Annotated in this window: 25 protein-coding genes; 6 read left to right on the forward strand and 19 right to left on the reverse strand. The window is 71.9% G+C overall.

Annotated elements, in window-relative coordinates; all coding sequences use genetic code 11:
* The first annotated feature begins 20 nt into the window (after window positions 1–20).
* The 3 genes from AB0C27_RS23665 to AB0C27_RS23675 all read left to right on the forward strand — a co-directional run bounded on the left by AB0C27_RS23665 (window position 21) and on the right by AB0C27_RS23675 (window position 1,376).
* The gene (locus AB0C27_RS23665; protein WP_357847420.1) at window positions 21–455 is read left to right on the forward strand and encodes a hypothetical protein; all 435 of its coding nucleotides are present in this window, start codon (window positions 21–23) and stop codon (window positions 453–455) included.
* A gap of 23 nt (window positions 456–478) precedes the next feature.
* Window positions 479–733, forward strand: a complete 255-nt coding sequence (locus AB0C27_RS23670; RefSeq protein ID WP_357847423.1) for a hypothetical protein — start codon at window positions 479–481, stop codon at window positions 731–733.
* A gap of 211 nt (window positions 734–944) precedes the next feature.
* Complete coding sequence (locus AB0C27_RS23675; protein ID WP_357847426.1) at window positions 945–1,376, forward strand: MarR family transcriptional regulator; 432 nt, start codon at window positions 945–947, stop codon at window positions 1,374–1,376.
* On the opposite strand, the gene AB0C27_RS23680 is transcribed toward AB0C27_RS23675, so the two are convergent.
* The 12 genes from AB0C27_RS23680 to AB0C27_RS23735 form a co-directional block, all read right to left on the reverse strand.
* A complete protein-coding gene (locus tag AB0C27_RS23680) occupies window positions 1,373–2,311 on the reverse strand; it encodes a hypothetical protein (RefSeq protein ID WP_357847429.1) in 939 nt (312 codons plus the stop codon). The genes AB0C27_RS23675 and AB0C27_RS23680 overlap by 4 nt on opposite strands.
* Window positions 2,308–2,937 carry a hypothetical protein gene (locus tag AB0C27_RS23685; RefSeq protein WP_357847432.1) on the reverse strand — a complete coding sequence of 210 codons (630 nt, stop codon included), beginning with the start codon at window positions 2,935–2,937 and terminating at the stop codon, window positions 2,308–2,310. The genes AB0C27_RS23680 and AB0C27_RS23685 overlap by 4 nt, the downstream gene beginning before the upstream one ends.
* A complete protein-coding gene (locus AB0C27_RS23690; protein WP_357847436.1) occupies window positions 2,934–5,684 on the reverse strand; it encodes a BTAD domain-containing putative transcriptional regulator in 2,751 nt (916 codons plus the stop codon). Before AB0C27_RS23690 ends, AB0C27_RS23685 begins: the two co-directional genes overlap by 4 nt.
* Before the next feature lie 70 nt (window positions 5,685–5,754).
* Window positions 5,755–6,171 (reverse strand): flp pilus-assembly TadE/G-like family protein, encoded by a 417-nt coding sequence (locus AB0C27_RS23695; RefSeq protein ID WP_357847439.1) that lies wholly within the window; start codon window positions 6,169–6,171, stop codon window positions 5,755–5,757.
* Window positions 6,168–6,554, reverse strand: coding sequence for a TadE/TadG family type IV pilus assembly protein (locus AB0C27_RS23700; RefSeq protein ID WP_357847442.1), 387 nt, complete (start codon window positions 6,552–6,554; stop codon window positions 6,168–6,170). The genes AB0C27_RS23695 and AB0C27_RS23700 overlap by 4 nt, the downstream gene beginning before the upstream one ends.
* Window positions 6,551–6,949: a TadE family protein gene (locus AB0C27_RS23705; RefSeq protein WP_357847445.1), complete on the reverse strand. Its 399-nt coding sequence runs from the start codon at window positions 6,947–6,949 to the stop codon at window positions 6,551–6,553. Before AB0C27_RS23705 ends, AB0C27_RS23700 begins: the two co-directional genes overlap by 4 nt.
* Window positions 6,950–6,975: 26 nt before the next feature.
* The gene (locus AB0C27_RS23710) at window positions 6,976–7,212 is read right to left on the reverse strand and encodes a hypothetical protein (RefSeq protein ID WP_357847448.1); all 237 of its coding nucleotides are present in this window, start codon (window positions 7,210–7,212) and stop codon (window positions 6,976–6,978) included.
* The gene (locus AB0C27_RS23715; RefSeq protein ID WP_357847880.1) at window positions 7,212–8,132 is read right to left on the reverse strand and encodes a type II secretion system protein; all 921 of its coding nucleotides are present in this window, start codon (window positions 8,130–8,132) and stop codon (window positions 7,212–7,214) included. Before AB0C27_RS23715 ends, AB0C27_RS23710 begins: the two co-directional genes overlap by 1 nt.
* A complete protein-coding gene (locus tag AB0C27_RS23720; RefSeq protein ID WP_357847451.1) occupies window positions 8,125–8,976 on the reverse strand; it encodes a type II secretion system F family protein in 852 nt (283 codons plus the stop codon). The genes AB0C27_RS23715 and AB0C27_RS23720 overlap by 8 nt, the downstream gene beginning before the upstream one ends.
* A 54-nt stretch (window positions 8,977–9,030) precedes the next feature.
* Window positions 9,031–10,326, reverse strand: a complete 1,296-nt coding sequence (locus AB0C27_RS23725; protein ID WP_357847454.1) for an ATPase, T2SS/T4P/T4SS family — start codon at window positions 10,324–10,326, stop codon at window positions 9,031–9,033.
* Window positions 10,323–11,039 (reverse strand): hypothetical protein, encoded by a 717-nt coding sequence (locus AB0C27_RS23730; RefSeq protein ID WP_357847457.1) that lies wholly within the window; start codon window positions 11,037–11,039, stop codon window positions 10,323–10,325. Before AB0C27_RS23730 ends, AB0C27_RS23725 begins: the two co-directional genes overlap by 4 nt.
* Before the next feature lies 1 nt (window position 11,040).
* Window positions 11,041–11,706: a hypothetical protein gene (locus AB0C27_RS23735; protein WP_357847460.1), complete on the reverse strand. Its 666-nt coding sequence runs from the start codon at window positions 11,704–11,706 to the stop codon at window positions 11,041–11,043.
* 351 nt (window positions 11,707–12,057) lie between these two features.
* Between AB0C27_RS23735 and AB0C27_RS23740 the strand changes: the two genes are divergently transcribed.
* Window positions 12,058–16,770, forward strand: coding sequence for an FtsK/SpoIIIE domain-containing protein (locus AB0C27_RS23740; RefSeq protein ID WP_357847463.1), 4,713 nt, complete (start codon window positions 12,058–12,060; stop codon window positions 16,768–16,770).
* Window positions 16,771–16,812: 42 nt separating this feature from the next.
* On the opposite strand, the gene AB0C27_RS23745 is transcribed toward AB0C27_RS23740, so the two are convergent.
* Window positions 16,813–17,376: a helix-turn-helix domain-containing protein gene (locus AB0C27_RS23745; RefSeq protein WP_357847466.1), complete on the reverse strand. Its 564-nt coding sequence runs from the start codon at window positions 17,374–17,376 to the stop codon at window positions 16,813–16,815.
* Between the two features lie 79 nt (window positions 17,377–17,455).
* Here AB0C27_RS23745 and AB0C27_RS23750 point away from each other — a divergent pair, with 79 nt between their 5' ends.
* Window positions 17,456–18,895 carry a prolyl oligopeptidase family serine peptidase gene (locus tag AB0C27_RS23750; RefSeq protein ID WP_357847469.1) on the forward strand — a complete coding sequence of 480 codons (1,440 nt, stop codon included), beginning with the start codon at window positions 17,456–17,458 and terminating at the stop codon, window positions 18,893–18,895.
* Window positions 18,896–18,912: 17 nt separating this feature from the next.
* Here AB0C27_RS23750 and AB0C27_RS23755 read toward each other — a convergent pair whose 3' ends face one another.
* Both AB0C27_RS23755 and AB0C27_RS23760 read right to left on the reverse strand, forming a co-directional pair.
* Window positions 18,913–20,292, reverse strand: a complete 1,380-nt coding sequence (locus tag AB0C27_RS23755; protein WP_357847472.1) for a hypothetical protein — start codon at window positions 20,290–20,292, stop codon at window positions 18,913–18,915.
* Between the two features lie 5 nt (window positions 20,293–20,297).
* Window positions 20,298–20,681 (reverse strand): hypothetical protein, encoded by a 384-nt coding sequence (locus tag AB0C27_RS23760; RefSeq protein WP_357847475.1) that lies wholly within the window; start codon window positions 20,679–20,681, stop codon window positions 20,298–20,300.
* Window positions 20,682–20,774: 93 nt separating this feature from the next.
* Between AB0C27_RS23760 and eccB the strand changes: the two genes are divergently transcribed.
* Window positions 20,775–22,208 carry a type VII secretion protein EccB gene (eccB, locus tag AB0C27_RS23765; protein ID WP_357847478.1) on the forward strand — a complete coding sequence of 478 codons (1,434 nt, stop codon included), beginning with the start codon at window positions 20,775–20,777 and terminating at the stop codon, window positions 22,206–22,208.
* 92 nt (window positions 22,209–22,300) lie between these two features.
* On the opposite strand, the gene AB0C27_RS23770 is transcribed toward eccB, so the two are convergent.
* Genes AB0C27_RS23770 through AB0C27_RS23785 form a run of 4 tightly spaced genes read right to left on the reverse strand, consistent with a single transcriptional unit; the run spans window position 22,301 to window position 25,768 of the window.
* Window positions 22,301–23,059, reverse strand: coding sequence for a WXG100 family type VII secretion target (locus tag AB0C27_RS23770; protein WP_357847481.1), 759 nt, complete (start codon window positions 23,057–23,059; stop codon window positions 22,301–22,303).
* Window positions 23,056–24,105, reverse strand: a complete 1,050-nt coding sequence (locus AB0C27_RS23775; RefSeq protein ID WP_357847484.1) for a hypothetical protein — start codon at window positions 24,103–24,105, stop codon at window positions 23,056–23,058. The genes AB0C27_RS23770 and AB0C27_RS23775 overlap by 4 nt, the downstream gene beginning before the upstream one ends.
* Window positions 24,102–25,400 carry a hypothetical protein gene (locus tag AB0C27_RS23780; protein ID WP_357847487.1) on the reverse strand — a complete coding sequence of 433 codons (1,299 nt, stop codon included), beginning with the start codon at window positions 25,398–25,400 and terminating at the stop codon, window positions 24,102–24,104. The genes AB0C27_RS23775 and AB0C27_RS23780 overlap by 4 nt, the downstream gene beginning before the upstream one ends.
* Entirely contained in the window at window positions 25,400–25,768 is a 369-nt protein-coding gene (locus tag AB0C27_RS23785) for a hypothetical protein (RefSeq protein ID WP_357847491.1), read from the reverse strand. The genes AB0C27_RS23780 and AB0C27_RS23785 overlap by 1 nt, the downstream gene beginning before the upstream one ends.
* Window positions 25,769–25,798: the final 30 nt, after the last annotated feature.

The following is a 25,798-nucleotide window of genomic DNA, read 5'->3' on the forward strand; positions in this document are numbered from 1 at the left end:
GATTCCCGAAGGAGAGCAAGGTGCATCGCACACCCATCGAGGCCACGGCTGAGCAGCCGAGAGAACGGCCGAACTACGCTGATCTGGTATTCACGCATCTTCCTCAGCCGGATGCGGAGGACCTCTGGCAGCAACTGGTGGCAGCCATATGCGCCGACGACCTCGCGCCCGTCTCGACCAGCGGCGAGCCGACGGCAGACGGCGAAGCGGCGGGCACGACGATCGGCAAGGCGGAGTGCCTGGCACTGGGTAGGGAGGTCGGCCAGGGGTTCGGCAGAAGGGTCGGCAGGATGGAGGGCCTGACGAGGGCCATTCTCATCGTTCTGGACGCGCGAGGCATTCCTGCCTCAGGGGAAGCCCGCGAACGCATCCTCGCCCGTACCAGCATCTCCATGCTGGAGAGCCGCCTCAAGAAATCCGCCGTCGTCAGCAACATCGACGAACTGCTCAGCTGACCTGAACCTGTACAAGGACGAACATGGCCGTAACCGTCGACGACCTCATGCACCTCCCGCTCGTCCGCGAGTGGGTGGAGCGCTGTCAGGCGCGGGCAGAGGCGGTGGCACGAGCGGAGGGAGAGGCGAACGTGATCCTCAAGGTGCTGGACAAGCGCGGCATCCCCGTCACCGACGAAGCCCGCGAACACATCCTCGCCTGCACCGACACGGCCATCCTGGACATCTGGCTCGACAGGGCAGTCACCGCCACCAGCATCGACGAAGTGCTCAGCTGACCCCTCTGGCGTAGACGGCCGGTGCGATGTTCTGTCGTGCCGGCCTCGTCGTGGGTGAACGTGTCGTCGTGCCCACGCCGAAGGCCGATGGGTGCGGAGGTGGGCGGGGTGGGAGGCATAGACTTTTCGGCAGGCGACGTTAGTGGGCGTGGGCATTATTTGCGGACGCCCACTAGGCGAGCGCAGAACCATAGGGGACGGAGCCCGCGACATGGCCATTGCCGATGATGCCGCCGAAGCGCGCGCCCAGGGCTGGCGCACCCTCGCCGCGCTGCACGGGAAGATCGAGGAGCGGCTGGAGAAGGCGCTGCAGAAGGAGCACGGGCTGAGCGTCAGCGAGTACACCGTGCTCGACGTGCTGGCCAGGCAGGACGGGTGGCACATGCGCATGCAGCAGCTCGCCAGGGCCGTCGTGCTGAGCCAGAGCGCCACCACGCGGCTGGTGACCCGGCTGGAGAACCGGGGGCTGCTGCGCCGCTATCTGTGCCGGGACGATCGGCGCGGGATCTACTCGGAGGTCACGCCGGCCGGGCGGGAACTGCTGGCGCTGGCCGGGCCGACGCACGACGCCGTGCTGAAGGAGGTGCTGGCCGAGGCGGCGGAGCAGCCGGAGCTGGCCCCGCTCGCCTCCGTCCTGACCTAACTCGCCGGTGGGGTGACGTTGCTCTGGATCTCGCCGACCGGTACGTCCCGCGTCGTGTCCAACTGCACCGGCGCGAATTGGAACGGCACCACGTTGCCCTCGACCGTCACCGGCCACACCGTCGTGACGGTCAGCGTGTACTGCTCGCGCGGCTGGTCGATGGAGGAGCGCAGGTAACGCACCCCGCACGCGAACGTGCCGCCCTTGACGTACGGCTTGCCCGCCGCCCCGCAGCCCTCCTCGTGCACCTCGGCGCGGTCCTTCGTGGTGCCGGGGTCGATCTTGACGTCCTCCAGCGCGGCCGTCACGGTCACGCTCATGACGCCGGGGATGGTCGCGGTCACCGAGCGGCGGGTCTCGCCGATGCCGTCGAGCCACACCCAGGTCGGCAGGTTCACGTAGCTCTTGGCGTCGGGGTTGAGCTTGACGGTGGGCTCGGGCACGGTCAGCGCGGCTCTGGCGATCTCGGCCAGCTCCTGGATGGTGATGCCGGACGGCGGCGTCTGGCCGGGCGGTACGAAGACGAAGGGGTCGAGGGCGGAGAAGCAGGCCTCACCCTTGGGGTCGGAGGCGTCGTACGCCGGCCCCCACCAGCGCCCCTCCTTGCCGATCTTGTCCTGGAACTGCTTGAGGAACTCCTTGAACTTCTCCTCGGTCGGGTTCTTGGTGTGGCGGAACCAGTACGCCCGCAGGCTCTCCTGCGTCTTGAGCATGTCGGCCGCGTTCGTGCGGGGCTCGTACCAGCAGGGGCGTTTGAGCACGTAACCGTCGGACTTGCCGCCGCGGGCCCCGTTGCCGGAGACGATGACGTCGGAGTGGTTGAGCACGATCCCCTTCGTCTTGCCGTTGTCGATGAAGGTCTCACCGCTCGGCTGTTCCGGGGGCGCGCCGAGCATCATCGTGCCCGCGGCGACCATCGCGATCAGGACCTTCATACGGGGCACCCCTTATAGCTGTAGCGAAATGTCCTGATCCGCCAGACACCGTCGTCGCTCCGGTGGACGAGGATGGCATGGAGGTGGGGCCGGCGGATCCAGTCGGGCTGGGGCACGACCGCCTTGCCGGTACGCGTGTGGACCACGCGCGCGCCCCGATCGTCCACACAGGCGTTGACCTGCGCGCCCTTGTCCAGCTTCGCGGCGACACGCAGGTTGTAGAGGCGGGACGTGCCTTTCATGCTCTTGTCCTGTTCGGTGTACTGAGACACCCAGTCGTACGCTTCGCGGGCCCCGGTGAGTTCGAGATCCAGATCCTGTAGGTATCGATCGTTTCCGGAGGCGATCGCCTTCCTGGTGGCGAGGTGGTAGTCGGCCATGAGCTGGATCAGCGGATCCCGCTTGGCGGGCCAGTCGATGGTGACCTTGAGTTTGCCGCCGCCGATCGAGACCGTGCCCGCTCCCGGGGTCTCGCTCTCCGCAGGTTCCGGCTCCGCCGCGGCCGTAGTAGAAGGGGGCGCGGAGGCGGCGCCCTCCCCCGGCTGGTACGGCCGCTCGGCCGGCCCGCAGCCGGCCACCAGCAGCAGGTTCAGTGCCAGGACCGGCACGATCGCCGTACGTCTCATGCCGACGACTCCCTCACCACATGGATGCGCCACGAAGGCAGCAGTTCCTCGATCAACGCCTCGGTCTCGGGGGCCATCCCGCCCCCGTACGGGTGCGAGGCCGCCCGCCTGGTCAGCCCCTCGACGACGGCGCGCAGCCGGACGACGTCCTCGGTGGCGTGGGTGGCCCGCAGCAGGTCGCGCCAGAGGCCCTCGTCGTCGGCCGCCAGCAGCAGCGCCGCGCGCACGGCCGCGACCGCCGCGTCCGGCTGGCCGCCCGCGATCCGGATCTCGCAGAGCTGGTGGGCGGCGTCGGCCACGGCTGCGCTCACGTCGTACTCCAGGTCGTCGGCCGCCAGCCAGGTGTATCCACCGGACCTGCGGCCGGCCAGCAGCGGGCCGCGGACCAGGCCGAGCGCCTTCTCCAGCAGCACGGCCCTGGCCGTCGGGTCGCCGTGGGAGCGGCGGACCAGCTCGCGGAACAACGCCCAGTCCGTCCGTACGTCGGGCCCCAGCCGCAGCCGGCCCGCTTCGTCGGTCAGCAGGTTCTCGGGGCCCAGCCACTGGGCGACCCTGGCGATGGTGGCGTCCCTGACCATGTCCTGGACGCCGCGCGGCCACAGCACGCCGCCGAGCACCACGGGATGCACGCCCCCGACGTGGGTCGCCAGGTAGACCAGCAGCTCGGTCGCCAGCGCCATCCGGCCCTCCTCCAGCGGGGGCAGGCCGGTGATCTCGACGGGGCCGAGGATCCTGATCTCGACGGCGGGCGGGTGCAGCCCTTCCAGCGGCTCCGGCTCGGACATGACCTCGCCGTCGAGGCGGTCGGCCGTGCGGAACAGGTCGATCAGCGCGCGGTAGTGGCGGCGGGGCAGGAGCTGGGCCTCCACCTCGAAGCCCAGCTCGGCGAGCCTGGCCCGGCCGTCCTCGTCGATCTCCAGGGTCCAGGTCGCGTGCGGGACCTCGCCCGCCAGCACGTATCCGGCGGTGTCGCGGCGGGCCAGCAGCGCCAGGCGGCGGGCCTCCTCGTGCGTGGGGGCGACCGCGGACAGCAGGTAGTGGGCGCTGCGCGGGCTGCCGGTGATGCGGCCGGTCAGCACCTCCATGCGCGGGGCCGCGCTCGCCTCCAGCTCGGGCAGCACCTCGGCCAGGCCGCCGACGGCCCTGATCCGGCCGGGTGCGATGGCGGTCAGCTCCTCGCCGAAGCCGACGAGCGTGATGCGCATGCGGTCGGACCAGCGGTTGGTGGCCAGCTCGACGGCAAGCGCGGCCAGCGCCGCAGTGGTGTGCGCGCCGCGCACGTTGATCAGGCCCTGCGCGGCCTCCAGGTCGATCAGCACCCGGCCGCCGTCGTCGGTGCCGATGGAGACCAGCCCGGGGTACGGCGCACCGCCCTGTCCAGGCCCGCCCTCCGGCAGCAGGCGGCCCTCGTGGGCGGGCAGCCGCCAGACCTGGCCGCCGTCGGCCGCCGTCCACGGGGCGGGCGGGTCGTCGTCCGCCGGGTGGATCCACAGGTCGAGCGTGCGGGCCGACAGGTGGGCCCCGTACACGGTGGGCGGGGTGCGGCGCTGGGCGGCCAGTTCGGCGCCGAGCACGCGCAGCCCGACATCGAGGACGCGGGCGCCCGGCGCGTCGCCGCCGAGCCGCAGCGCGACCTCGGCCTGCGCGGCGTCGTCGCGCGGGCGGACGATCCTGCGGCCGAACACGCGCCGCCAGAGCTGCTCGCGCCGCCGCCTGGCCAGCACGAGCAGCAGCCCGGCAGCGGCCAGCGAGGCGGCGGCCAGGTAGTCGGTCAGGTCGCCGTCCTGGGCCTCCCGCATGATGGTCTGCGGGCCGCGATCGTCCTGGCGCTCGGTCTGCGTGCTCCCCTGGCGGTCGGCCTCCTTGCGGTCCTCCCGCTGGTCCTGCTGGCGGTGTTTGCCCTCAGTCCTGTCCTGCGTCCTGCGCTCCGGCGTGTCGGGCCTGGTCTCGGCCTGCGCCCTGCCGGGGTGCTCGCGCAGCGTCTGCTCGCGCGGCTGGCCGGAGGGAACGATGTGCACGTTTCTGGCGTCGTCCGGCATGTCGAGCACCCAGCCGGGCCTGATCAGGTCCGCCATGCGCAGGCGGCTGCCGTCCGGCTGCTCTTTCACCTGATTAAGTCGGTAAATTTCGGGATAGCGGCGGCCGTCTCCCAGGCACTTCTCCGCGATCTCCCACAGGCTCTCGTGGTGCCGGCCGTGCGGCGGCTGCACCACGTACACCTTCTTGGTCTTGTGCGTCTCCAGCGTCTGCTCGACCAGCGGCGCCGAGTACGCGACCGCCGTCACCGGCGGAGCCGCGGGCGTGGGCGCCAGCTTGGCCAGCGGCACCACCATCGCCCCCGCCGTGAACAGCAGCAGCACGGCCGACACGAGCTTGTTGGCGAGGAACTGCATGCCGCCGGACATCGGCACCCGGGCGGGCATGCCGACCCTGCGGACGCCGGCGTACACCTCGACCAGCACGCACACGAACAGCTGGAACCAGGCCAGCCACACCAGCAGCACCAGGACGGCGATGATCGTGCTCGGGCCGACGTTGCTGGTCAGCACGTCGATGTCGAGCAGCTCGGGCGCGATCGGCGGCCCGACGAAGGTCAGCAGCGCGTACGGGACGCCGCCCACGAGCGCCACCAGCACGACCAGCGCCCCGAGGCCGGCCAGCACGTCACCGGCACGGCGCCGGGCCGGGACGCGCACGGGCACGGGCACATGACGTCCGTGGGAACGCGCGGGCTCTCGCGTCGGCATCGCCTCTCCCTTCTCCGGTCAAGCGTCGTGGCTCATGTGTCCCCGCCTCCATCGAGTGGCGGGATTCGGTCTATCTCGCTTCCGGCGCGGCCGTGGCCTCGCCCGTCATCTCGGAGCCCGACAGGCCGATGGCGCTGAGGAAGAACGCCTCCCACCGGACCGAGACGGTGACCGTCACCAGTGCCTGGCCCTGGCCGACGGAGCACTCACCTGGGCTCACGTCGTCGCCGCCCACGGCCGTGACGATCTCGTCGGCCCTGGCGCACACCTGGTCCTCGCCGAGCAGCCGGGTCTGACCGGTCTGCCTGAGGTGGTCGACGTCGAGCTCGTCGGCGCCGGCCCGCGCGGCCTGCTCGGCCACGTCGGCGGCGCGCAGCCGGGCGTTGATCGCCGAACCGCCGTCCACCAGCAGTCCGGCCAGCAGGAACACCACGACCGAGAACAGCACGGTGAACACCGACATGGACCCGCGCTCGCCGGGCCTCATTCGATCCTCCTGAACTGCTCCAGCGGCACCACGGCGGTCCCCGTCAGCCGCTGGGTGCCGCCGAAGCCGAGGAAGCCCAGGTCGAGCTCGCACGTCACCTCGGCGTGCACCTGGCCGCCCTGCTCCCACTCGGACTCGGCGAGCGAGACCTCCGAGGACTGGCAGCGCCCCTGGAGCACGCTCGTGGTGATGGCCTCGGCGGCGCCCTCGGCCTCGTCCTGGGTGCGCTGCACGGAGGCGGCGCGGGCGGCGTCGCGGGCGGCCCCGTTGACCCGTCCCTGCGACTCCACCACCACGCCGGCGCCGGCCAGGAACATGAGGAACAGCAGGAAGACGGGGGCCAGCATGACCGTCTCCACCGCCATCGAGCCCCGCTCGTTCACTCGCAGTCCTCTCCGCCGTTGTCGGGCCTGAAGCACTCGACGGGGCCGCCCGCGGTGGCGGTGATCGTGAACGCGAGGTCGGGCAGCAGCGGGATCACCTGGACGGCGCTGCCGGTCACCGTGACGAAGCGCTCGTCGGGCTCCTTCTCCGAGGTCGTCGCCGTGGCCTCGCGCAGCAGCCGGGGACCGATCGTCCGGACGATCTCGGTGGCCTTCGCGGTGGCCGCGCCCTCCCAGGCGCCGGAGTCGAACGGTGCCGACCTGGCCACCCTGGCGCCCTCCTGGGCCGCCGCCTCGGCGACCTCGCGGGCATGGAACCAGAGCGCGACCTGCACGATGAGCAGCGCGGTCGCGAGGATGACCGGCATGAGCAGGGCCAGCTCGATCACCGTCACGCCACGCTCGTCCCGAGGGCGGACGATCACGGCTCGCCGCCACCGCCGCCGCCACCGCCTTCGCCGAAGTTCTCCTGGATCTGCGCCTGTTGCTGCTCGACCAGGTTGGCGATCAACGTGGCCAGGCCGAGCGCGACGCCGGCGATGATCGCGGTGATGATCACCCACTCGACGGCGGAGGCGCCCCGGGTGGGGGCGGTCCTGGCACGGTGGAGACGATCGCCCATGAACGCGGTGAAATACACGATCCAGGGATGGTTCATCAGACCCCCAACATCTTCATAGCGGCGGGATAACTGAGAAAGATCACAAAACCGGCGCACAGCAGGAGCTGGGCGACGAGCATCGACTGGGAGCGCTCGCCGGCCCGGCCCTCGATCTCTGCCAGCTCGCGCCGGCGCAGCGTGGCGGCCCTGGCGGTCAGCGAGGCGCGTACCTTCGCGCCGTCGTCCGCGACCAGGCCGAGCGCGGCGGACAGGTCGCGCAGCTCGTCGACGTTGATCTCCTCGCCGAGCTGGCCGAGCGCCTGCCACGGGGTGATGCCGACGATCCTGGCGCCGCCGAGCGCGTCACGGATGCGGCCCATCGCCCAGTTGGGCTGCTCACCGCTGACCGAGACCGCCATCATCAGGGCCTCGGGGACGCCGCGCCCGCCGGCCAGGTTCATGGAGACGAGGTCGAGGAAGGCCCCGACGACGTGGCGGAAGTCGCGCCGCCGGGCCGCCGCGTCCCGCTTGATCTGCAGGTCGGGCAGGAAGAAGAAGACGGCCGCCGCCACGATCGCGGCCCAGAACGGCACGGTCAGGGAGGCGCCCCACTCCATGAGCACCAGCCAGGCGAGCAGCAGCGGGAAGACGAGCAGGCCACCGGCCGCCAGCAGCACCTTGGTGGCCAGGAACGCCTCGAACGAGCGGCCCAGCAGGGCCAGGTCCGCCTTGGCCGACCTGACCTCCCAGCCGCGGGCGCCGTACAGACGGGCCAGGCGGGTGCCGAGGCCGCGGCGGAACGCGCTGACCTCCTCGTCGGGCAGCACGAGCTGGATGCGGGGCGCGCCCGCGTCCTCGCGTACGGCGTCGAGCGCGAGCAGCCGCGCCACCAGCCCGGGACGGGCCGGGAAGAGCGCCCTGAGCAGGACGAACAGGCCGAGCCCCGCCACCGCTCCCGCCAGCGCGCCCTCAACCATCGCCACCGCCTCCTCCCATGAGCAGCCGCGTGGGCTTGTCGAACCTGGCCAGCCGCCGCATCCAGGCGAACCCGGCGCCGAACAGCCCGGCCACGACGACCAGGACCGCCTGGCCCAGCACGCCCTCGTACTCGGCGACGTAGGAGGGGTTGAAGACGACGAGGATCCCGGCGAAGGCCAGCGCGGTGATCACCACGATCTGCACGCTGCGCCGGGTGGCCCGGCGCTCGGCCTCGACCCGTCGGCGCATGTCGAGCTCCTCGCGGGCGGAGACGGCCAGCGCGCCGAGCACGTCGCGCAGGCCGGGGCCGCGCAGCTTGGAGTTGAGGATGAGCGCGGCCACGACGAGGTCGGCCGAGGGGTCGTCGAGCTCGTCGGCGAAGCGGCCGAGCGCCTCGGGCAGCGCCATCCTGGTGTGCAGCCGGTCGATCATGGCGCGCAGGTGGGGTCTGAGCGTGGGGGCGGCGGCCCTGATGGACGACGGGATGGCCTGTTCGAGGCCGGCGGCGCCGGCGATCGTGTCGCGCAGCGACTCCGTCCAGGCGGCCAGCCCCTCCAGGCGCTGCATGGCCGTGCGCTCTTCTGCCGCGCCGCCGGCGAGCCCACGCCAGGCGAACACGAGCAGCACCGTGCCCACCGCGACGACCGGCCAGCCGGTGACGATCAGGACCAGGGTGGCGGCCACCGCCGCCACGGCGGCGCGGGTGGTCAGCACCTTGATCAGGTGGCGCTTGGGCCTGGTCGGGCGGGGGCGCAGGCCGTACAGGGCGAGACAGAACAGGAACAGGCCGCCGCCGGCGGCCGCCCCCGCGAGCAGGGCGAGCGGGTCGAACGTGAACGGCATACGTCATCGACCTCCAGGAAGGCCCGCGGTCGTGAGCACAGCGGCGGTCATGCGTCACCAGCCCCCGGGGTTGTAGCCGTGGGCGGCGAGCTCTTCCAGGCAGGAGAGCGGGGCGTGCGGGACGGCGCAGCCGTCGGGGCCCGGCGCGAAGACCTCGCTCGACAGCACCCGGCCGTCGCAGCCGTTGACCTCGCGGATGCTGGAGACGTAGCGGCGCAGCTTGCCGCCGAGGTGGTAGTCGTTGCGCTTCTCGATGAAGACGACGAAGTCGATGGCGCCGGCGATGAGCATGTGGGTGGCGTCGATCGGCAGCCGCTCGCGGGCCTGCAGCGCGTAGGTGGAGATGCGGTTGAAGACCTCCATGCTGGAGTTGGCGTGGATGGTCGACAGGGAGCCGTCGTTGCCCTGGGTCATCGCGTTGAGCATGGTGACGATCTCGTCGCCGAGCACCTCGCCGACGATGACGCGGCTGGGGTTCATCCGCAGCGAGCGCCGGACGAGCTCGGCCATGGAGATCTCGCCCTGGCCCTCGGAGTTGGGCAGGCGCTGCTCGAAGGCGACCACGTTGGGATGGAGCTCGGGGAACTGGTCGAGGCCCAGCTCAAGGGCGCGTTCGACGGTGATGAGGCGTTCGCCGGGCGGGATCTCGTTGGCCAGGGCGCGCAGCAGGGTGGTCTTGCCGGCGTTGGTGGACCCGGCGATCATGAGGTTCTTGCGGGCGGCGACGGCGGCCGACAGGAAGCGCCCGACGTCGGGGCCGATCGTGCCGTTGCCCACGAGGTCGGACATGAAGACCTTGCCCAGGCGGGCCCGCCGGATCGACACGGCCGGCCTGACCGTGACGTCCATGACCGCGCTCAGCCGGGAGCCGTCGGGCAGGCGCAGGTCGAGCTGGGGGTTGGCGGTGTCGAACGGCCGGCTCGACAGCCCGGAGTAGGCCGCCAGGATCTGGATCAGCTCGATCAGTTCGTCGTCGGATTCGGCGACCGGGTCGTGGGTCAGCTCCTGGCCGTCGGCGTAGCTGACGAACACCTTGTCGCAGCCGTTGATGTCGATGTTCTCGACCTGGGTGTCGTCGAGCAGCGGCTGCAGCCGCCCCACCCCGAACAGCGCCGCGTGGATGCCGGCCGCGAGCGCCTCCTCCTCCTCGACGGTGGGCGGGGTGCGGCCGAGCCCGATCTCACTGCGGGCGTGCTCCTCCAGCACCTGGGAGATGAGCGCGCGGGCGAACTGACGCTCGTCCTCGCCGCTCATCGGGGGCAGGCCGTTGGCCTGGTCGAGCCGGCGCTGGTGGGCCAGCCGGTCGCCGACCTCCTGGCGGAAGCGCTTGACGAGGGAGTGGTCGATCATCGGTGACTCACCAGCCTCCCCGCGAGGTCTCTGGCCGTACGGATGAGCAGCGAGCGGTCGAGCCGGCCGCCCCACTGGCCGCGCAGCAGCTCGGCGCCCTTGGGGTCGTAGGCCAGGCCGTGCACGAACTGCACGCTGTGGCCGACGATCCTGCGTACGTCCTCGATCGAGCCCCGGTAGTTGCGCGGGTCGGCGATCACGACGACGCCGTGGGCCTTGCTGACCTGCAGCCGCTCGCGCAGGTGGGCCACGTGGTCGAGGGTGGCCCTGGTGAGCAGCACGACCTGCTCGGACTCGGCCATCAGGTCGCCGAGCTGCGGATGCGCGCCGAGCCTGCCGCAGTCGGCGATCACGTCGGCGTTGGGCATGGCGGCCAGCGCCCGGCCGAGCGCGCCCCACATCCAGGCGAGCCCGGCCGCCTGCTCGCCGTGGGTGAGCCCGACGAGCACGTCGAGCCCGCCGATGATCTTCTGGGTGTGCTGGTGGATCTGCGCCGCCTCAAGCCCGCGGCGGGCGGTCGCGCCCAGCGTGAGCAGCCCTCTGCCGGGGTTGAGCACGCCGCCGTCGGCGGCGGGCAGCCGGTAGGCGAGGTCGCCGCCCGCGGGGTCGCATTCGGCGAGCAGCACGGGCCGCGGCCACACCGCTGCCAGGGCCGTGGCGGCGGTGGTCACCCCCGGCGCGCCCTTGTCGGCCGCCAGTACGATCAGCGCCACGTCAGCGTGCCCCCGGAAGCTCGGCCACGGCGACCTCTCCCGCGGAGGCGGCGGCCACGATCTCGGGCGCGGCGGGCGCTTCCACGACCACGGTGATCTGACCGGAATTTCCGGTTCTCGACCTGTCGCCGACGCTGAAGACGAGGGCGCTCGCGGCGAGCACGCGGCTTTCTCCCTGACTCGACCGCGCAGGTACGAATATCACCTGTACACGGTCGCCCGCCTGCACTCCGGCCGGAATTTGCCCGGGTTTCAGGGCCAGCCCGACGGTGGCCTTTCCTTCCCTGAGTTCGCTGCTGGCGCGCACGCCCATCTCGTTGGTCAGCAGGGTGCCGGGCAGGAGGGTGACGGCCGCGAAGCTGTCGAGCACCTTGTCGCGTTGTGTCCATGAGACGAAGGCGATGCCCGTGTCGGCGATCTTCACTTCCTCGATCGCCTGCGGGGTGAACTTCTGGCCCGCGCCGATCTGCTGCGTGACGCGGATGGCGGAGACGCGGTCGCCGCTGCGCAGGACGAGCAGGGTCGTGGCCAGCGCGCCGCCGAGGATGAGCAGGACGGCCAGCGCCGCCAGCGCCGGCTTGCGTTCCCTGGGTGGAACGGGGAGCTTGCGCGAGGCCGGGCCGGACAACCCCGCCGCGTTGGCGGCAGGCTTTTCACTGGTCCTCATGGGTGGGGGGCTCCCGGGGGTGAATTGCGGAATTCACGCCATTATGTGGGGATCACCACGGCGGTGTTGGCGGAATTCGCGGACCCATGCTCGTTTCGCAGGTGACATGATGTCAAGCCGAATTCATCGATGCCTGTTGTTTCTATCGAGTTGACGAATCCCGCTATTTCCGGTTAGCCACCACATCAATCACATCCGTCACTTCATTCACACACATTTCGGCTTTTGTGCCGACATCCAGCACTAAATCCACTCCGGCGGCGATTCCCCATGCCATTGCCGTCAACCGGCGCGCCAGACCACGTTCCGGACGATAATTTGGCGCCCGAAGTCGACCGAGGAGACGGCACCATGCGGATCATGCTCACCGTCATCGGCGGGCACGGCGACCGTGACGTCGTCATCGATGGCGACGACGGCGCCACGGTGGCGGAGCTGAGCGCGGCGCTGGGCGACCAGGCGCCGCTGGCGACGGTGGTCCGCCTGCCCAAGAACCGGGCGCCGTACGGGATGGCCCAGGGCGGCGCCTACGTGCCCCAGCCGCGCCGGCCCGAGCGCTCCGACATGGGGCCGCCCGCGCTGTGGCGCGACGGCAGGACGCTCGATCCAGGAGCGCCGGTCGCCGCCGTGCTGCGCGACGGCGACAAGGTCACGCTCGACCCCCAGCTCGCCCGCGCGACCCTCGTCGCGGAGCCAGGCGGGGTGGCCGAGGTACGGGTCGTGGGCGGACCCGCCGCAGGGGCCGTGCACCGGCTCGGGCTCGGCGTGCACGTGATCGGCTCCGACCCGATGTGCGCCATCGCCGCCGGTGACCCGGCGCTGGCCCCCGAGGCGGTCACCGTACGCGTGACGCCCGAGGCGATCACCGTCGAGCGGACCTGGCTGCCGCCGGGAGAGGCCCCCAGACTCAAGCTCAAGGGACGCTGGGCCGACGAGGTCGCCGAGCTCACCGCGCGCACGGCCGAGCGCGAGGCGGCCGAGTTCGCGGCCGGCTACGGCGAGATCCCCGAGCTCGACGGCCGCCCGCTCACCGAGCCGGTCGAATGGCCTGACCAGGCCGTGCTGACCTGCGGCTCCTCGGTGTTCGTGCTGACCTCGATCGAGCCGAAGGACGCGCACCTGGCCCCGCGCGGCGAGGGCGGCGTCGCCTACAACCGCCCGCCCCGGTTGCGCAGGCCCGAGCCAGAGCGCGCGTTCGTCCGGCCCAAGGAGCCGTCCAGGAACGAGGGCATGCGGCTGCAACTGCTGGCGGCGCTCCTGCCCGCCGTGCTCGGGGTGACCCTGGCCATCGCGCTCAAGCAGCCGTACTACCTGCTCGTCGCCCTCATGACGCCCGTGATCATGATCGGCCAGTGGTGGAGCGACCGCCGCCACGGCAAGAAGCAGCACAAGAAGGCCGTCAAGGAGTGGCAGGAGAAGGTCGAGGAGTACGACGCGGCGGTCGAGCGGGCCAGGGTGGCCGACGAGGCGGCCCGCAGGGCCGACGCGCCCGACCCCGCCCAGGTGCTGCTGACCGCCACCGGGCCGCGCAGGCGGCTGTGGGAGCGCAGGATCCACGACTCCGACGCGCTCAGGCTGCGGGTCGGGCTGGCCGACCTGCCCGCCGACCTGCAGCTGTCGGAGGAGCAGGGCGGGCCCATCGACCCGCCGATCTGCCGCTCTGTGCCGGTCGCGCTGCCCATGCGGCGGCTGGGGGTGGCCGGCGTGACAGGGCCGCGCTCCGCCGCGACCAGCCTGGCGAGCTGGCTGATCGCCCAGGCCGCGACCCTGCACAGCCCGCGCGACCTGGCCATCGTGGTGGTCTCCGCGCACCCCGACGCCGAGCGCCGCTGGGGCTGGCTGCGCTGGCTGCCGCACTGCACGCCGCGCGCGGGCGAGGAGTGCGTGGTGCTGGTGGGCGCCGATCCCGAGTCGGCCGCGCGCCGGGTCGCGGAGCTGGCCGCGCTCATCGACGAGCGCCAGAACACCGCCATCCCCGAACTGGGCAAGATCCCCACCGGCTGGGACGACCTCGGCGGCCCCGAGAAGCCCACGTTCTCCTCCTACGACGTGCGCCCGTACGACGTGCTGGTGGTCCTCGACGGCGCCCAGGTGCTGCGCGGGCTGCCCAGCATGCCGCAGGTGCTGCGCCAGGGCCCGCGCTCCGGCGTCTACACCCTCGCCATCGACGACGACCAGCGCCTGCTGCCCGAGGAGTGCCAGACGGTGGCCGCGTGCGGCGCCCACGGCCTCGTCCGGCTGCGCGGCGGCGGCCTCGACGTGATCGGCCCGCTGCTCGCCGACCTCGTCTCCGTCACCTGGTGCGACCGCCTGGCCAGGGCGCTGGCCCCGATCCGCGACGTGAGCCGCGACGACCCCGGCGGCAACCTGCCCGACGCGGCCCGCCTGCTCGACCTCATGGGCATGCCCGTACCGTCAGGCAAGGAACTGGCCGCCCAGTGGCGGAAGCACGGCAGCACCGAGGCGCTGATCGGCGTCGGCCCCGACGGGCCCTTCACCGTGGACCTCAAGCTCGACGGCCCCCACGGGCTGATCGCCGGCACCACCGGCGCGGGCAAGTCGGAGCTGCTGCAGACGCTCATCTGCTCGCTGGCGGTGGCCAACCGGCCCGACCAGCTCACGTTCGTGCTGATCGACTACAAGGGCGGGGCGGCCTTCAAGGAGTGCGTACGCCTGCCGCACACGGTCGGCATGGTGAGCGACCTCGACGGGCACCTGACGCAGCGGGCCCTCGACTCGCTGGCGGCCGAGCTGCGGCGCAGGGAGCGGCTGCTGCTGTCGGCCGGCGCGAAGGACATCGACGACTACGAGGGGCCGGGGATGCCCCGGCTGGTGCTGATCATCGACGAGTTCGCCGCCCTGGTGGCCGAGCTGCCCGACTTCGTGACGGGGCTCGTGGACATCGCGCGCAGGGGGCGGTCGCTGGGCATCCACCTCATCCTGGCCACCCAGCGGCCCGCCGGCGTGGTGACGGCCGACATCCAGGCCAACACCTCGCTGCGGATCGCGTTGCGGGTGACCGAGCCGGCCGAGTCGGCCGACGTCATCGACACGCCGGACGCCGCGCACATCTCCAAGTCCACGCCCGGGCGCTGCTACGTGCGTTCAGGGGTGGGGGCGGCGGTGGCCGTGCAGACGGCGCGGGTCGGCGGGCGCTCCCCCGCTGGACCTGGTGGTACGCCAGGCGCGCCCTCCTCGGGCGGTGGGGGCGTACGGGTGCTGGACGTGGCCTGGCGCGCCCTCGGCAAGCCGCTGCCGCCGCCACCGCGGCCGGCCGAGGAGGAGTCGTCGACCACCGACCTCACGCTCGTCGCCGACGCCCTCATCGAGGCCGCGAACCTGGTCGGCGTGCCCGCCCAGCCGAGCCCGTGGCTGGACCCGCTGCCCACCCACCTGGTCCTCGACCTGCCCACCGACCGGCCCACCGACCGGCCCACCGACCGGCTCGCGGGGCACCCGGCGGGCGTGTCAGGTGGGGCGGAGGTGGCGCCGATCCCGTTCGGGAGCACCGACCGGCCGTGGGCGCAGGACCGGCGACAACTGGCGCTCGACGTGGCCCACGGCGGGCACCTGCTCATCGCCGGCGCCGCGCGCAGCGGCCGGTCCACGGCGCTGCGCACGATCGCCGGATCCATCGCCTGTCACGCCTCGCCCGAGGACGTGCACCTGCACGCCGTGGACTGCGGCTCGGGCGCGCTGCTGCCCCTGGTCGCCATGCCCCACTGCGGCGCCGTCGTGACGCGCGACCAGCTCGACCGGGTGGAACGGCTGCTCACCCGGCTGCGGGTCGAGGTGGGCCGCCGGCAGCAGCTGCTGGCCGAGGCCGGGCACGCCTCGCTGGCCGAATACCGGCAGGCGGGGCATCGGCTGCCGTGGCTGGTGTTCATGCTCGACCGGTGGGAGGGCTTCGTGGCCGCGTTCGAGGGCTACGACTACGGGCGGCTGATCGAGGCGCTGCTCCAGCTGCTGCGTGAGGGGCCGGCGGTCGGGTTCAGGGCGGTGGTCAGCGCCGACCGGTCGGGGCTGCTCGGGCAGGTGTCGACGGTGTTCGACGACCGGCTGCTGCTGCGGCTGTCGGACAACGCCGACTACGGCTTGGCCGGCTTCCCGCTCAAGGGGCTGCCCTCGGTGATGCCGGCCGGGCGGGCCCTGTCGATGGGCGAGCACGGCATCGTGGAGCACCAGATCGCCCTGCTGGCCGCGGACCCGGCCGGCCCGGCCCAGGTCGCCGCCCTCCAAGCCCTGGCCCGCACCGCCACGGACCCGACCGGCCCCGCCGACGCCGACTCCGCTGCCGCGGGCCTGGCCGGCAGGAGCGGTGGGCCCGCGCATGCCGTGGTACCCGGGAGGAGTGTGTGGCGGTGGGGTGGGGAGCCGCCGTTGCGGGTCGACGCGCTGCCGATGCGCATCACCGCCGTTCAGGCGCTGGCTCTGGAGCCGGGGTTCAGCCCGCCGTCGCCCCTGTGGGCGTTGCTCGGCGCGGGGGGCGACGCGCTCGCGCCGCTCGGGATCGACCTGATGTCCCAGGGGCCCGCCGCCGTGATCGCCGGGCCGTCGCGCTCGGGCCGCTCGTCGGTGCTGATGACCGCCGCTCACTGGCTGATCTCCCAGGGCACCCCGGTCGTCGCCGTCGCCCCCAGGCGCAGCCCGCTGCGTGACCTCGACGGCGCGCTGGCCGTGCTGAACGGCGAGGCCACCGACCTGCTGGAGATTCTGGCCGACCAGCGTCACTACGTCGTGCTGGTGGACGACGCCGAGCTGGTCAACGCCGACGGCCCGTTGGGCACCGCCCTTGAGGAGGTGCTCAGGACCGGGCGCGACGGAGACCACGGACTGCTCGTCGCGGGCACGACGGGCGACCTGGCCGTGGCGTACCGGGGGTTCGTGGCGGAGGCGCGCAAGGCTCGTACGGGGATGCTCCTGGCGGTGCAGGGGCAGACCGACGGCGACCTGTTCACGATCCGGCTGCCGCGCGGCACGACCGGCGGGCCGGCGGGACGCGGGTTCCTGGTGACGACGGGCAACCTCACCCCGATCCAGGCGGCCCTTCCGGACACCGCCTGACCTCACACGGGCCAGGCAGGCCCCGCCGGACACCGCCTGAGCTCAGTCCTCGTCCGCGGGCAGGGTGAAGAAGCGGACGTAGACGGGGCGGGCGTCCGGCGGGGCCTCCTCCGGCGGGCGGTTGTAGCGCATGAGCAGCGCGATGTACTCCTCGTAGAACGCGTCGAGCTCCTCCTTCGTCACGCGGGCCAGCCCGCGCGAACCGCGCGCCCAGGCGGGGTCGGCCTGGTAGGCGGCGGGGAAGCGCTCGAACAGGACGCGGTCCTCCTCGTAGCCGACCCGGTGGAACTCCTCCAGCACGGCCTGGTCCTCGGGCGCCACCTGGTCGGGGGTGGGCAGGCGCATGTCCCTGGGGGTGAGGGCGCGGCGCCACCAGCGTTCGCGGCCTGTGGAGCGCTCGGGGATCTCCTCGATGAAGCCGTATTTCTCCAGCTGGCGCAGGTGGTAGCTGGTCGTGCCGGTCTTCGCGCCGAGCAGGTCGCCGAGGGTGGTGGAGGTGGCGGGACCGTGCACGTTGAGGTGGGTCAGCATGCGGCGGCGCATCGGGTGGGCCAGCGCCTTGAGCCGCTCGGGGTCGTCGAGCAGGTACGGCTCCTCATCCTTCATGAGGATCAGGCTAATACTCCCGAACGATATCTGCAGACTCTTGTTTGCCGAGAGCTCTCTGCAGACTAGTCTCTGCTGTATGAGAAGAATCGTCGCGGCCCTGAGCGCCGTGTTAACCGCGTCAACCGTCTTCGTCGCGTCGGCCTGGCCCGGCGCGACCAGCGCCGCCGCCGCCGAAACCCCGGCGCCCGCCGTACCCGCCGATCTGACCTCGACCGAGGTGAGCTTTCGCGGTGGCGGAGGGCTGGAGCTGCGCGGGAGCGTGATCAGCCAGGTCGACGCCAAGGAGGGACGGCCGGGGGTCGTGCTGGTGCACGGCGCCGGCACGGGGACCCCGAGGGAGAAGCTGCTCGGCGAGGCGGTGGCCTTCGCGCGGCAGGGCATGTCCGTGCTCGTCTACGACAAGCGTTCTGAGGGCTACTCGCTCTTCGAGCGCTCGTACCCGCAGCTCGCCGAGGACGCGCTGGGCGCGGTCGGGACGCTGCGGCGCCAGCCCGGCGTGGATCCGGCCAAGGTCGGCCTCTGGGGGCTCAGCGAAGGCGGATGGGTGGTCCCGATCGCCGCCACCCGTTCGCGGGACGTCGCCTTCGTCATCCTCGTCGGCGCCAACGGACTCAACCCGCTGCGCCAGCAGACCTGGGCCGTGGCGGCCGGGCTGCGCAAGGCGGGCGTGAGCGGGTCGCTGGTGGACCGGGCCGAGCACAACCTGTACCGGGTGATCGCGGACGGCGGGATGTTCCCCCAGCCCTACTTCGACCCGGCGCCGGTCATCGGGCGGCTGCGTCAGCCCGTGCTGGCCGTCTGGGGCGTGCACGACCTGCTCACGCCGCCGGTGGAGACGCCGCCCATCTTCGCCAAGGCCCTTGAGGACGGCGGGAACCGCCGGTACACGTTCCGGTTCTTCCCCGGCGCCGATCACGCCGCGCACCTGACCCCCGACGGCGGCGTCACCCGGCTGCCCGAGCTGGCGCCCGGCTATCCCGAGCTGGTCGGGACCTGGGTCGGCCAGGCCACGTCAGGACGCGCTCCCCTGGCCCAGGTGTCCGGCCCCGCGCCCGAGCAGGCGAGCAGGACCGTCGAGGTGCCGCCCACCGCGTGGTGGGAGTCGGCGGGCGCGCAGCTCGTGGCGCTGGTGCTGTTCCTGGTGGCCTTCTGCGGCTATCCGCTGGTGGCCCTGATCCGGCGGATCAGGGGGCGGCGCGACGTGGCACCGGTCAAGGCGGCGCGGCTGGTCAGCGCGGGCGGGCTCACGGCGGTGGCCGGCGGGTTCGCGTACCTGTTCTACGTGATCATGACCGGCGGCAAGCTGTCCGAGCCGGGGCCGCTGCTGGCCGGCCGGCCCGTCGTCTGGCTGGCGCTGCAGGCGGTCGCGGTCGCGACCGTGGTGGCGACCGCGCTCACCGCGGCGCGGTGGCGGCGGGCCGCCACCCGCGGCGAGCGGGCCCGGCTCGGGCTGGTCGTCGCGGGCGGCGCGCTGTTCGTGCCGTGGGCGCTGTACTGGGGACTGCTGCTCCCATGAGCGGCCCGCGGCGCGGGTCAGCCGATGCGGCCGTTGACCACCGAGTCGGAGTCGCCGCCCCAGACGTCGTCGTCCTCGTGCAGCCAGGTCGTGGACTCGCGGTCATTGGACTGGTCGGCCCCGCCCGCGCCGGCGCCCATTCCGCCCATCGGCATGAACGGCATGCCGCCCGTCCCGGAGGCGCCGCGGGCGGCGGCTCCGGCCGCTCCCGGGCCCATCGCGCCGCCGACGCCGCCCACCCCGCCGAAGGTGCCAGGACCGCCGCCCGGCCCGTACGACGGCGTGCTGGGGCTGTTGTAGCCGGTCGTGGTGGGGACGTTCTGGCCGTAGGGCGGGGTCGTGCCGAGGGGCTGGTTCGTGGCGGTGGGCTGGAAGTCCTGGAGGTTGGTCTTGGGGCTGCCGATGGTCCCCGGGTTCACGGCGCCGTTCGGGTCGGTGGTGGTGGGAATCTGCCCGTTCGGGACGTTCCCGTTCGGCGCGCCGGGGGTGCCGGGAACGCCGGGCTGGCCGGGGTTCGACGGGTCGCCGGCGCCGGGAGTCGTGGTGCCGGGCAGCGACGGGTCGCCGGTGCCGGGCAGGTTCGGCGTGCCGTTGCCGGGCCCGCCGGGCCCGCCGGGGATGTCGCCGGCGCCCGGCAGGTTCTGGCCAGGTCCGTACGGAGGACCGTACGGGGGCAGGGTGGAGCCGGTGTTGAGCGGCGAGGGCGTGCCATTGGGGTACTTCACCGGCGGCGGCTTGCCGTTCCACGGGTCCGGGGGCTTGATGTCGGGAAGCGTCGACTCCACCGAGTCCGGCATCTCCATGAAGACCGCCTGGAGGTCCGCGCTGAGCGTCTGCAGGTGCTCGCCCGCCAGGTCGTTCTGCGACCCCCAGCTGTGGTCGGCCTCGTTCTCGACGTTGTCGTCACCGACGCCGCCGTTGGGGTTCCTGTAGTAGCCCTTGTACGTGCTCCACACGTCGGGGATGCTGTCGTTCCAGGAGCCGATGCTCTGGTTGTGCCAGGTGTCCAGGATGCCCTTGTGGCCGTCGTCGATGAAGGCCTGGTGCGCCTGCACCACCTTGCCGAGGCCGTCCAGGGACTTCTTGAGGGGGGACAGCGCCTCGATCAGCTTGCCCATGGTGACGTACAGGACGCCGAGCGCCGTCTGCGCCTCGACCGAGGACTTGCCCTCCCAGACCTTGGCCAGCTCGATGGCCTGGTCCTTGACGGCCTCCCTGGCGGTGCCGAGGGCCTTGTGGGCGTTCTCGTAGGCGGTCGCCGCCTTGGGGATGCCCTTGGTGGGGTCGAGGCCCCTGATGAGGGTCACGACCTGCTCGACGTTGTAGGCGTCCGTCTTGACGCTGAAGTCGAGGCAGAGGGTCTTCAGCATGTGCACCTGGTGCTTGGTCTTCCCCACGCCGATCAGCTCCCGCCCTGGTTGGCGGCGTTCGTCACCTTGTAGGTGCCGGCTCCCGCCTCCACGAGGGCTATCGCGGTGTTGAGGCTGGTCAGCACATCCTGATACATCTTCTGTATCTCGGTGTGGCTGTTCTCCAGCTGGGAGCCGAACTCGCCGCCAGCCCAGCCCTTGATGGTCTGCAGCTGCTCACGCAGCGCCGTCAGCGTGTAGCTCACCATACTGAGGTCCTGGAGGGAGCCCGGCCGGGTGCCGGTGCCCATCATGTCGATGGGCTTCAGTGCCTCGCGCAGCGCTCCCGCGATGTTCTCGATCTTCTTCGCGTCGTACGTGACACCGTCCCGGTCGGCGACGAGCCCCGGCCAGTCCTTAGGTGGTTCCGTTCCCATGAGACTCCCCCTTGGCACTCGATCAAGGAGCTTAGTGGATCGTTTCTTTGCCGTACAGAAGACCCATAGTCAACATGCGTAACATAAGCAAATATGCAGAACCAAAAGGATCTTTATCAGGCGCATCGCTTCATGACGCAGCGCCTGGGACTCGCCCTGCTCCAGGGTGAGCCGGATCTGCCCGAATCCCCGATGCGGCGGCACAACGTCGCCACCTTCGCGGGGATCATCATCGCGGTGCTCATCATGGCCGCGTTCGGGATCTGGGGCCTGCTCAAGCCCGGCAACGCCACCAAGCTGACGGACGCAGGCCAGCTGCTGCTTGAGGAGGAGACCGGCGCCTCCTACGTCTACAACCAGAAGAGCGGCACGCTGCAGCCGGTGGCTAACTACGTCTCCGCCCGGCTGCTGCTCGACAGCCAGGAGATCAAGGTCAGAACGGTGTCGGCCGAGTCGCTGGCCGGCTACACCCGGGGGCACAAGGTCGGCATCATGGGCGCGCCCGACTCGCTGCCCAAGCCGGCCCGGCTGGTCAAGGCGCCGTGGTCGGCCTGCGTGGTCGAGGGCGCCGACGCCGCCAACGTACGCAAGGCGTACGTCACGCTCGTGGCCGGGATCGACGTCGGCGGGACGCCCGTGGGCGGCGAGGCACTGGTCGTCAGCGACGGGCAGCAGAACTGGGTGCTGTGGGCCAACCAGCGCATGCGCGTGCGGAACGTGGACCGCCTCACCGACCAGACACCGCGCCGCGTGCCCGCCTCCTGGGTCAACGCCATCCCCGCGGGCACGGACTTCGCCCCTCCGGTGATCCCGCAGCGCGGCAAGAAGACCCGCGGGCCAGGCGGCGCGGCGGCCAGGGCCGGGCACGTCTACAAGGTGGCCTCCATGGCGGGCGCCCCGGAACGCTGGTACGTCCTGCTCCCCGACGGCCTGGCCCCGATCAGCCACACGCAGGCGATGCTGCTGCTCCAGGACCCGGCCAGCAAGATCGCGTACGGCAAGAGCCCGGTGCGCGAGACGGCGATCGACGCCGCGAGCGCCAACGCGACCAAGGCGTCGGCCCGCAACCTGCAGAACCCTGGCATGCCCAAGACGATGCCGCGCTTCCGCGCGCCCGGCGTGACGGCCCCGCTCTGCGCCGTCTACGGCAACACCCTCAAGGGCTCGACCAGCGCGGTCCTGTCCACCGGCAGCAAGATCCGCATCCCGACGCCGCCGGCCAGCGCCGGCCCCGACAAGGTCGACCAGGTCCTGCTGCCGCCCGGCACCGCCGTGCTGGCCGGGACCCTGCCCGGGGACGGGCAGCTCTCGGCGGTGCAGCAGTACTCGCTGATCACGGATCAGGGCAGGAGGTTCCGGCTGGCCTCCGCCGACGTCGTGGGCAAGCTGGGCTACGAGATCACCGACGTGGCGCCGGTGCCCGCCCACCTGCTGCGGCTGATCCCCGACGGCCCCTCGCTGGACCCGGCGGCGGCGGGGACGCCGGTGCCGGACACCATGCCGCTCCAGCAGCAGCAGTCGCAGTGACGCCCGGCCGCCGCCGGCGTGGAACCGGCGGCGCGGCCAAAATACGGCCGCCGCCGGCATCGAGCCGGCGGCGAACGCGAATCAGCCGGAGGTCAGATCTCCAGGTTGGTCTTGGGCATGAGCTGCCCGGTCTCCTTGTCGTATTCCAGCCCGTCGTTGGTGAACGGCTGGCGCATGTCGTCCGGGGTCTTCCCCTTGCCGGTCATCGCCGACATCTCGTTCGGCATGGCCTTGACCGTGGGGAACGACTTGGCCGTCATCTCGCTGAGGGTGATGACGCCGAAGATGACTCCGGTGAGGATCAGGGCCGCCTTGATGTTGTTCGCCAGGATCTTCTTGGCGCCCTGGAGCATGGCCTTGCCCAGCGCGGCGTCGATGCCGAGCACGACCGCGTTGTAGGCGGGCAGCCATCGTGCGGCGAAGACGAACAGGCCCCAGGCCACCATGGCGATGGCGATGGCGAGAGCGACCACCGCGACCTGCGAGTGGAAGTTCGCGTTCGAGTCGACAGCGTCGCCGGCGTCGTTGCGCGCGCTCTTGAGCTGCTCGACCGACTTGAGGAAGTTGCCGTGGACCTCCTCGAACGTGTCGAAGGCGCCCCCTTCCCACTTGCCCTGGTCCTTCAGCTCCTTCTTCAGGTTGTTCAGTTCGCCCACGAGGCTGTCGAGCTCGGTGGTCACGCCGTTCTTGTCGGCGGAGCGCCAGTTGGTGGCCGAGTCGCGCATGCCATCGGGATGGCTGCGCAGAGTGGCGATGGTGGCCGCGACGTAGAACGCCCAGGGCCGCAGGATCATGAGGGCGGCGCCGGCCGACATCGTCGCCGCCGCGTCGAACATCTCCTTGCCGCTCACACTTCCTCCTGGCCGATCACCTGCGGCGCGATGTCCTCATCGCCCATCCAGAGACCCTCGTCCTCCGACAGCCCGATGGTCTTCTCACGGTCGCGGCCCTCCTGGCCGCCCGCACCGCCGCTCATCGGCATCATGGGCATCATCGGCGCGCCGCCCGCGGAGCCGGCGCCGCGCAATCCCGCCGCGCCGCCGGCCGGCAGGCCGTTGGCCCCGAGACCGGCACCGGTGCCGGCGCTGACGCCGCCGCCAGGCCCGCCGTACGTGTTCGGCACGGCCGTGCGGTTGCCCAGCGCCGACGGGTCCGTGCCCGGCGGCAGGTTGCCGGTGAGCGACGGGTTCTGCGGCGTGAACTGCGACAGGTCGGTCTTCGACGGGTCGTTGATCGCCGAGTCGATGCTGGGGACCTTCATGTCCGCCGGATCGGTCTTCGGCAGCTCGGGCTGGGGGATGTCGGTGCCGGGCAGGTTCGTGCCCGGCCCGCCCGGGGTGTTCGCGCCGGGCACGTCGGCCCCGGGCACATCGCCGCCCGGCAGGTCACCACCGGGAAGATCGCTGCCCGGAGGCTTGGGCAGGTCACCACCGGGAAGGTCGCTGCCCGGAGGCTTGGGCAGGTCGAGGCCGCCCCCGTTGGGCAGGTCGCCCGGCTTCAGGCCACCGGGGTTCATGCCGCCGGGCAGCTTGCCGGTGGGCAGCCCGCCGGGAGGGTACTGGTTGCCGCTCCCGTCCTCCGCGGCCTTGTAGTTCTGGTCGGCCGCCTTGAGCGCCGACTTCCAGGAGGCCAGCGCGTCGTGGGCGCGCTTCAGCACGTCGCGCTGGTTCTGGATCGCCTTCTCGTGGGCGCTCTGCACGCCCATGCCGAGCACGCTGAAGTGCGGCGAGGGAACACGCAGGGCGTCGGCCTTCTCGCCGAGGCTGGAGAAGTACTGGACGTGGCCGTCGATCTTCCCGCCGGCCCGGTCGAGTTCGCCCTTCTCGAACGAGACGCCCTGTCCCATGCCGGGCATCCCGCCGAGATCGCCGTAGGGGCTTGAACCGTTGTTCGTCATCCGATCACCGGATCCGTCGTCTCATGGCCGGACGTCCAGTTGCTGGAGTCCTCCGGCATGTACGTGTTCCGCTCCAGGTCGCTGTACTCCCCGCCGCCTCCGGCGCCACCCATGAACGGCATCATCGGCATGCCGCCGGGACCGACGCCGCCGGCGCGGCCTGAGCCGGGCCCGGCCAGGGCGGGGTGGGCGCCGCCGACACCGGGAGAGCCGATGACCGACGGGATGCCGGGAGCGGCGCCCACGGGCGTCGGCATGCCGTAGCCCGGCGTCGGGGTCAGCGTGGTGGGCGGCGGCGTCATGGTCGTCGGCACGGTCGGGGTGGTCGGGACCACCGGGGGCCGGTAGCTCGCCATGTCCGTCTGGCGCGAGTCGGTCGTGGTGGGGCCGCCGGTGGTCGTGGTGGTGTCGCGGTCACCGATGACCGGGGGCACCGTGCCGTCGCCTGGCCCCGTGGTGGTGGGGGGCGGCGTCTGACCGGGGTCCCCAGGGGTGCCGGGGGCGCCGGGGCCTGAGTTGCCCGGGTCGGTCCCGCCGGGGTCGGAGCCGCCGGGGTTCGTCCCGCCGGGGTTCGTGCCGCCCGGGTTCGTCCCGCCGGGATTGGAGCCGCCCGAGTCGGAGCCGCCGCCCGAGCCTGACCCGCCGGAGCCCGATCCGCCCGATCCGCCGTAGTTGCCGCCGCTCGACCCGTCGTAGCCGGAGCCGGTGGTCGTGTACCGCGTGCCGGTCGGGTAGTTCGGGTTCGTCGTGGTCGGGCCGCCGGAGCCGGGGAGGCTGACCGTCGGCAGGTTGTAGTTGAGGTACTTCGGGGCCGCGTTGTAGACCTCGACGATCTTCTGGTTGAGCTCGTGCAGCGTCTGCCGGGCGTGGATGTCCTCCAGCACCTTCTTGACGGTGGCCGCGTCCTCCGTGCCCGACGGGACCTTCTGCTCCTCGTCGACCTTGGTCTGCGCGGTCGTGAGGTGCTGGGCGTACGTGGACAGCTGCGAGCCCATCTTCTGCAGCGCGCCCGACAGCTCCTTGCCGGTGGCGTGCAGCAGCTCCAGTGCCTCTTTGGCCTTGTTGGCGTCGGGGCCCTTCCAGATCGCGGCGATCTTGGGGGCGTGCGTCTCCAGGGCCGTGTACGCCTGCTCGACCTTGCTGCTGGCGTTGAGGTAGGTCTGCCCCTGACCGTCGATGACGAGCGGGTTGGCGCCGTCGAGCCACTGCTTGATCTGGCTCTTGTCCTCCGAGGGGTACTCCCCCGACGGACCGGCGGCGCCCTGGGCCAGCCAGACCGACCCGTGATCACCCATCAGGCCTCACCCTCGTTCTCCCGGCGTGCCTTGTCGTGGTTGGCGGCGCTGACCTCGACCGCGTCGGCCACCTTCTCGAACGCCTCGATGAACTTCTCGTACACCTCGACGAACTTCTTGCCCGCGTTGTCCGAGCCGAGGAGGGCGGCCAGGCGGGTGGCGTCGTTCCACTGCCCGAACTCGGCGCGGGACAGCTCGCCGCCCTTGTAGATCTGGTTGACGTTGCCGTTCGGGCGTTCACTCTTGCCCATCAGGGCCTCGAAGGTGCTCCTCAGCTCCTCCGCGATCACCCGCATGCTCGACGGCGAGTTCTCCCGCGCGTCGAACAACTTGGGGTCGACGTTCATCTCCGGCGCGTTTTCGCTCATGCCTTCCCCCGGCAACAGTGCTCTCGGCCA

Origin of the sequence: Nonomuraea sp. NPDC048882 (assembly GCF_040649755.1) — a bacterium.
Lineage (GTDB): Bacteria > Actinomycetota > Actinomycetes > Streptosporangiales > Streptosporangiaceae > Nonomuraea > Nonomuraea maheshkhaliensis.

Bases quoted from the DNA above. Each gene is read 5' to 3' on its own strand.
- AB0C27_RS23670 (WP_357847423.1), top strand. From the start codon at position 479: ATGGCCGTAACCGTCGACGACCTCATGCACCTCCCGCTCGTCCGCGAG.
- AB0C27_RS23675 (WP_357847426.1), top strand. From the start codon at position 945: ATGGCCATTGCCGATGATGCCGCCGAAGCGCGCGCCCAGGGCTGGCGC.
- AB0C27_RS23680 (WP_357847429.1), bottom strand. From the start codon at position 2,311: ATGAAGGTCCTGATCGCGATGGTCGCCGCGGGCACGATGATGCTCGGC.
- AB0C27_RS23685 (WP_357847432.1), bottom strand. From the start codon at position 2,937: ATGAGACGTACGGCGATCGTGCCGGTCCTGGCACTGAACCTGCTGCTG.
- AB0C27_RS23690 (WP_357847436.1), bottom strand. From the start codon at position 5,684: ATGCCGACGCGAGAGCCCGCGCGTTCCCACGGACGTCATGTGCCCGTG.
- AB0C27_RS23695 (WP_357847439.1), bottom strand. From the start codon at position 6,171: ATGAGGCCCGGCGAGCGCGGGTCCATGTCGGTGTTCACCGTGCTGTTC.
- AB0C27_RS23710 (WP_357847448.1), bottom strand. From the start codon at position 7,212: ATGAACCATCCCTGGATCGTGTATTTCACCGCGTTCATGGGCGATCGT.
- AB0C27_RS23715 (WP_357847880.1), bottom strand. From the start codon at position 8,132: ATGGTTGAGGGCGCGCTGGCGGGAGCGGTGGCGGGGCTCGGCCTGTTC.
- AB0C27_RS23720 (WP_357847451.1), bottom strand. From the start codon at position 8,976: ATGCCGTTCACGTTCGACCCGCTCGCCCTGCTCGCGGGGGCGGCCGCC.
- AB0C27_RS23725 (WP_357847454.1), bottom strand. From the start codon at position 10,326: ATGATCGACCACTCCCTCGTCAAGCGCTTCCGCCAGGAGGTCGGCGAC.
- AB0C27_RS23735 (WP_357847460.1), bottom strand. From the start codon at position 11,706: ATGAGGACCAGTGAAAAGCCTGCCGCCAACGCGGCGGGGTTGTCCGGC.
- AB0C27_RS23740 (WP_357847463.1), top strand. From the start codon at position 12,058: ATGCGGATCATGCTCACCGTCATCGGCGGGCACGGCGACCGTGACGTC.
- AB0C27_RS23745 (WP_357847466.1), bottom strand. From the start codon at position 17,376: ATGAAGGATGAGGAGCCGTACCTGCTCGACGACCCCGAGCGGCTCAAG.
- AB0C27_RS23750 (WP_357847469.1), top strand. From the start codon at position 17,456: ATGAGAAGAATCGTCGCGGCCCTGAGCGCCGTGTTAACCGCGTCAACC.
- AB0C27_RS23760 (WP_357847475.1), bottom strand. From the start codon at position 20,681: ATGGGAACGGAACCACCTAAGGACTGGCCGGGGCTCGTCGCCGACCGG.
- eccB (WP_357847478.1), top strand. From the start codon at position 20,775: ATGCAGAACCAAAAGGATCTTTATCAGGCGCATCGCTTCATGACGCAG.
- AB0C27_RS23775 (WP_357847484.1), bottom strand. From the start codon at position 24,105: ATGACGAACAACGGTTCAAGCCCCTACGGCGATCTCGGCGGGATGCCC.
- AB0C27_RS23780 (WP_357847487.1), bottom strand. From the start codon at position 25,400: ATGGGTGATCACGGGTCGGTCTGGCTGGCCCAGGGCGCCGCCGGTCCG.
- AB0C27_RS23785 (WP_357847491.1), bottom strand. From the start codon at position 25,768: ATGAGCGAAAACGCGCCGGAGATGAACGTCGACCCCAAGTTGTTCGAC.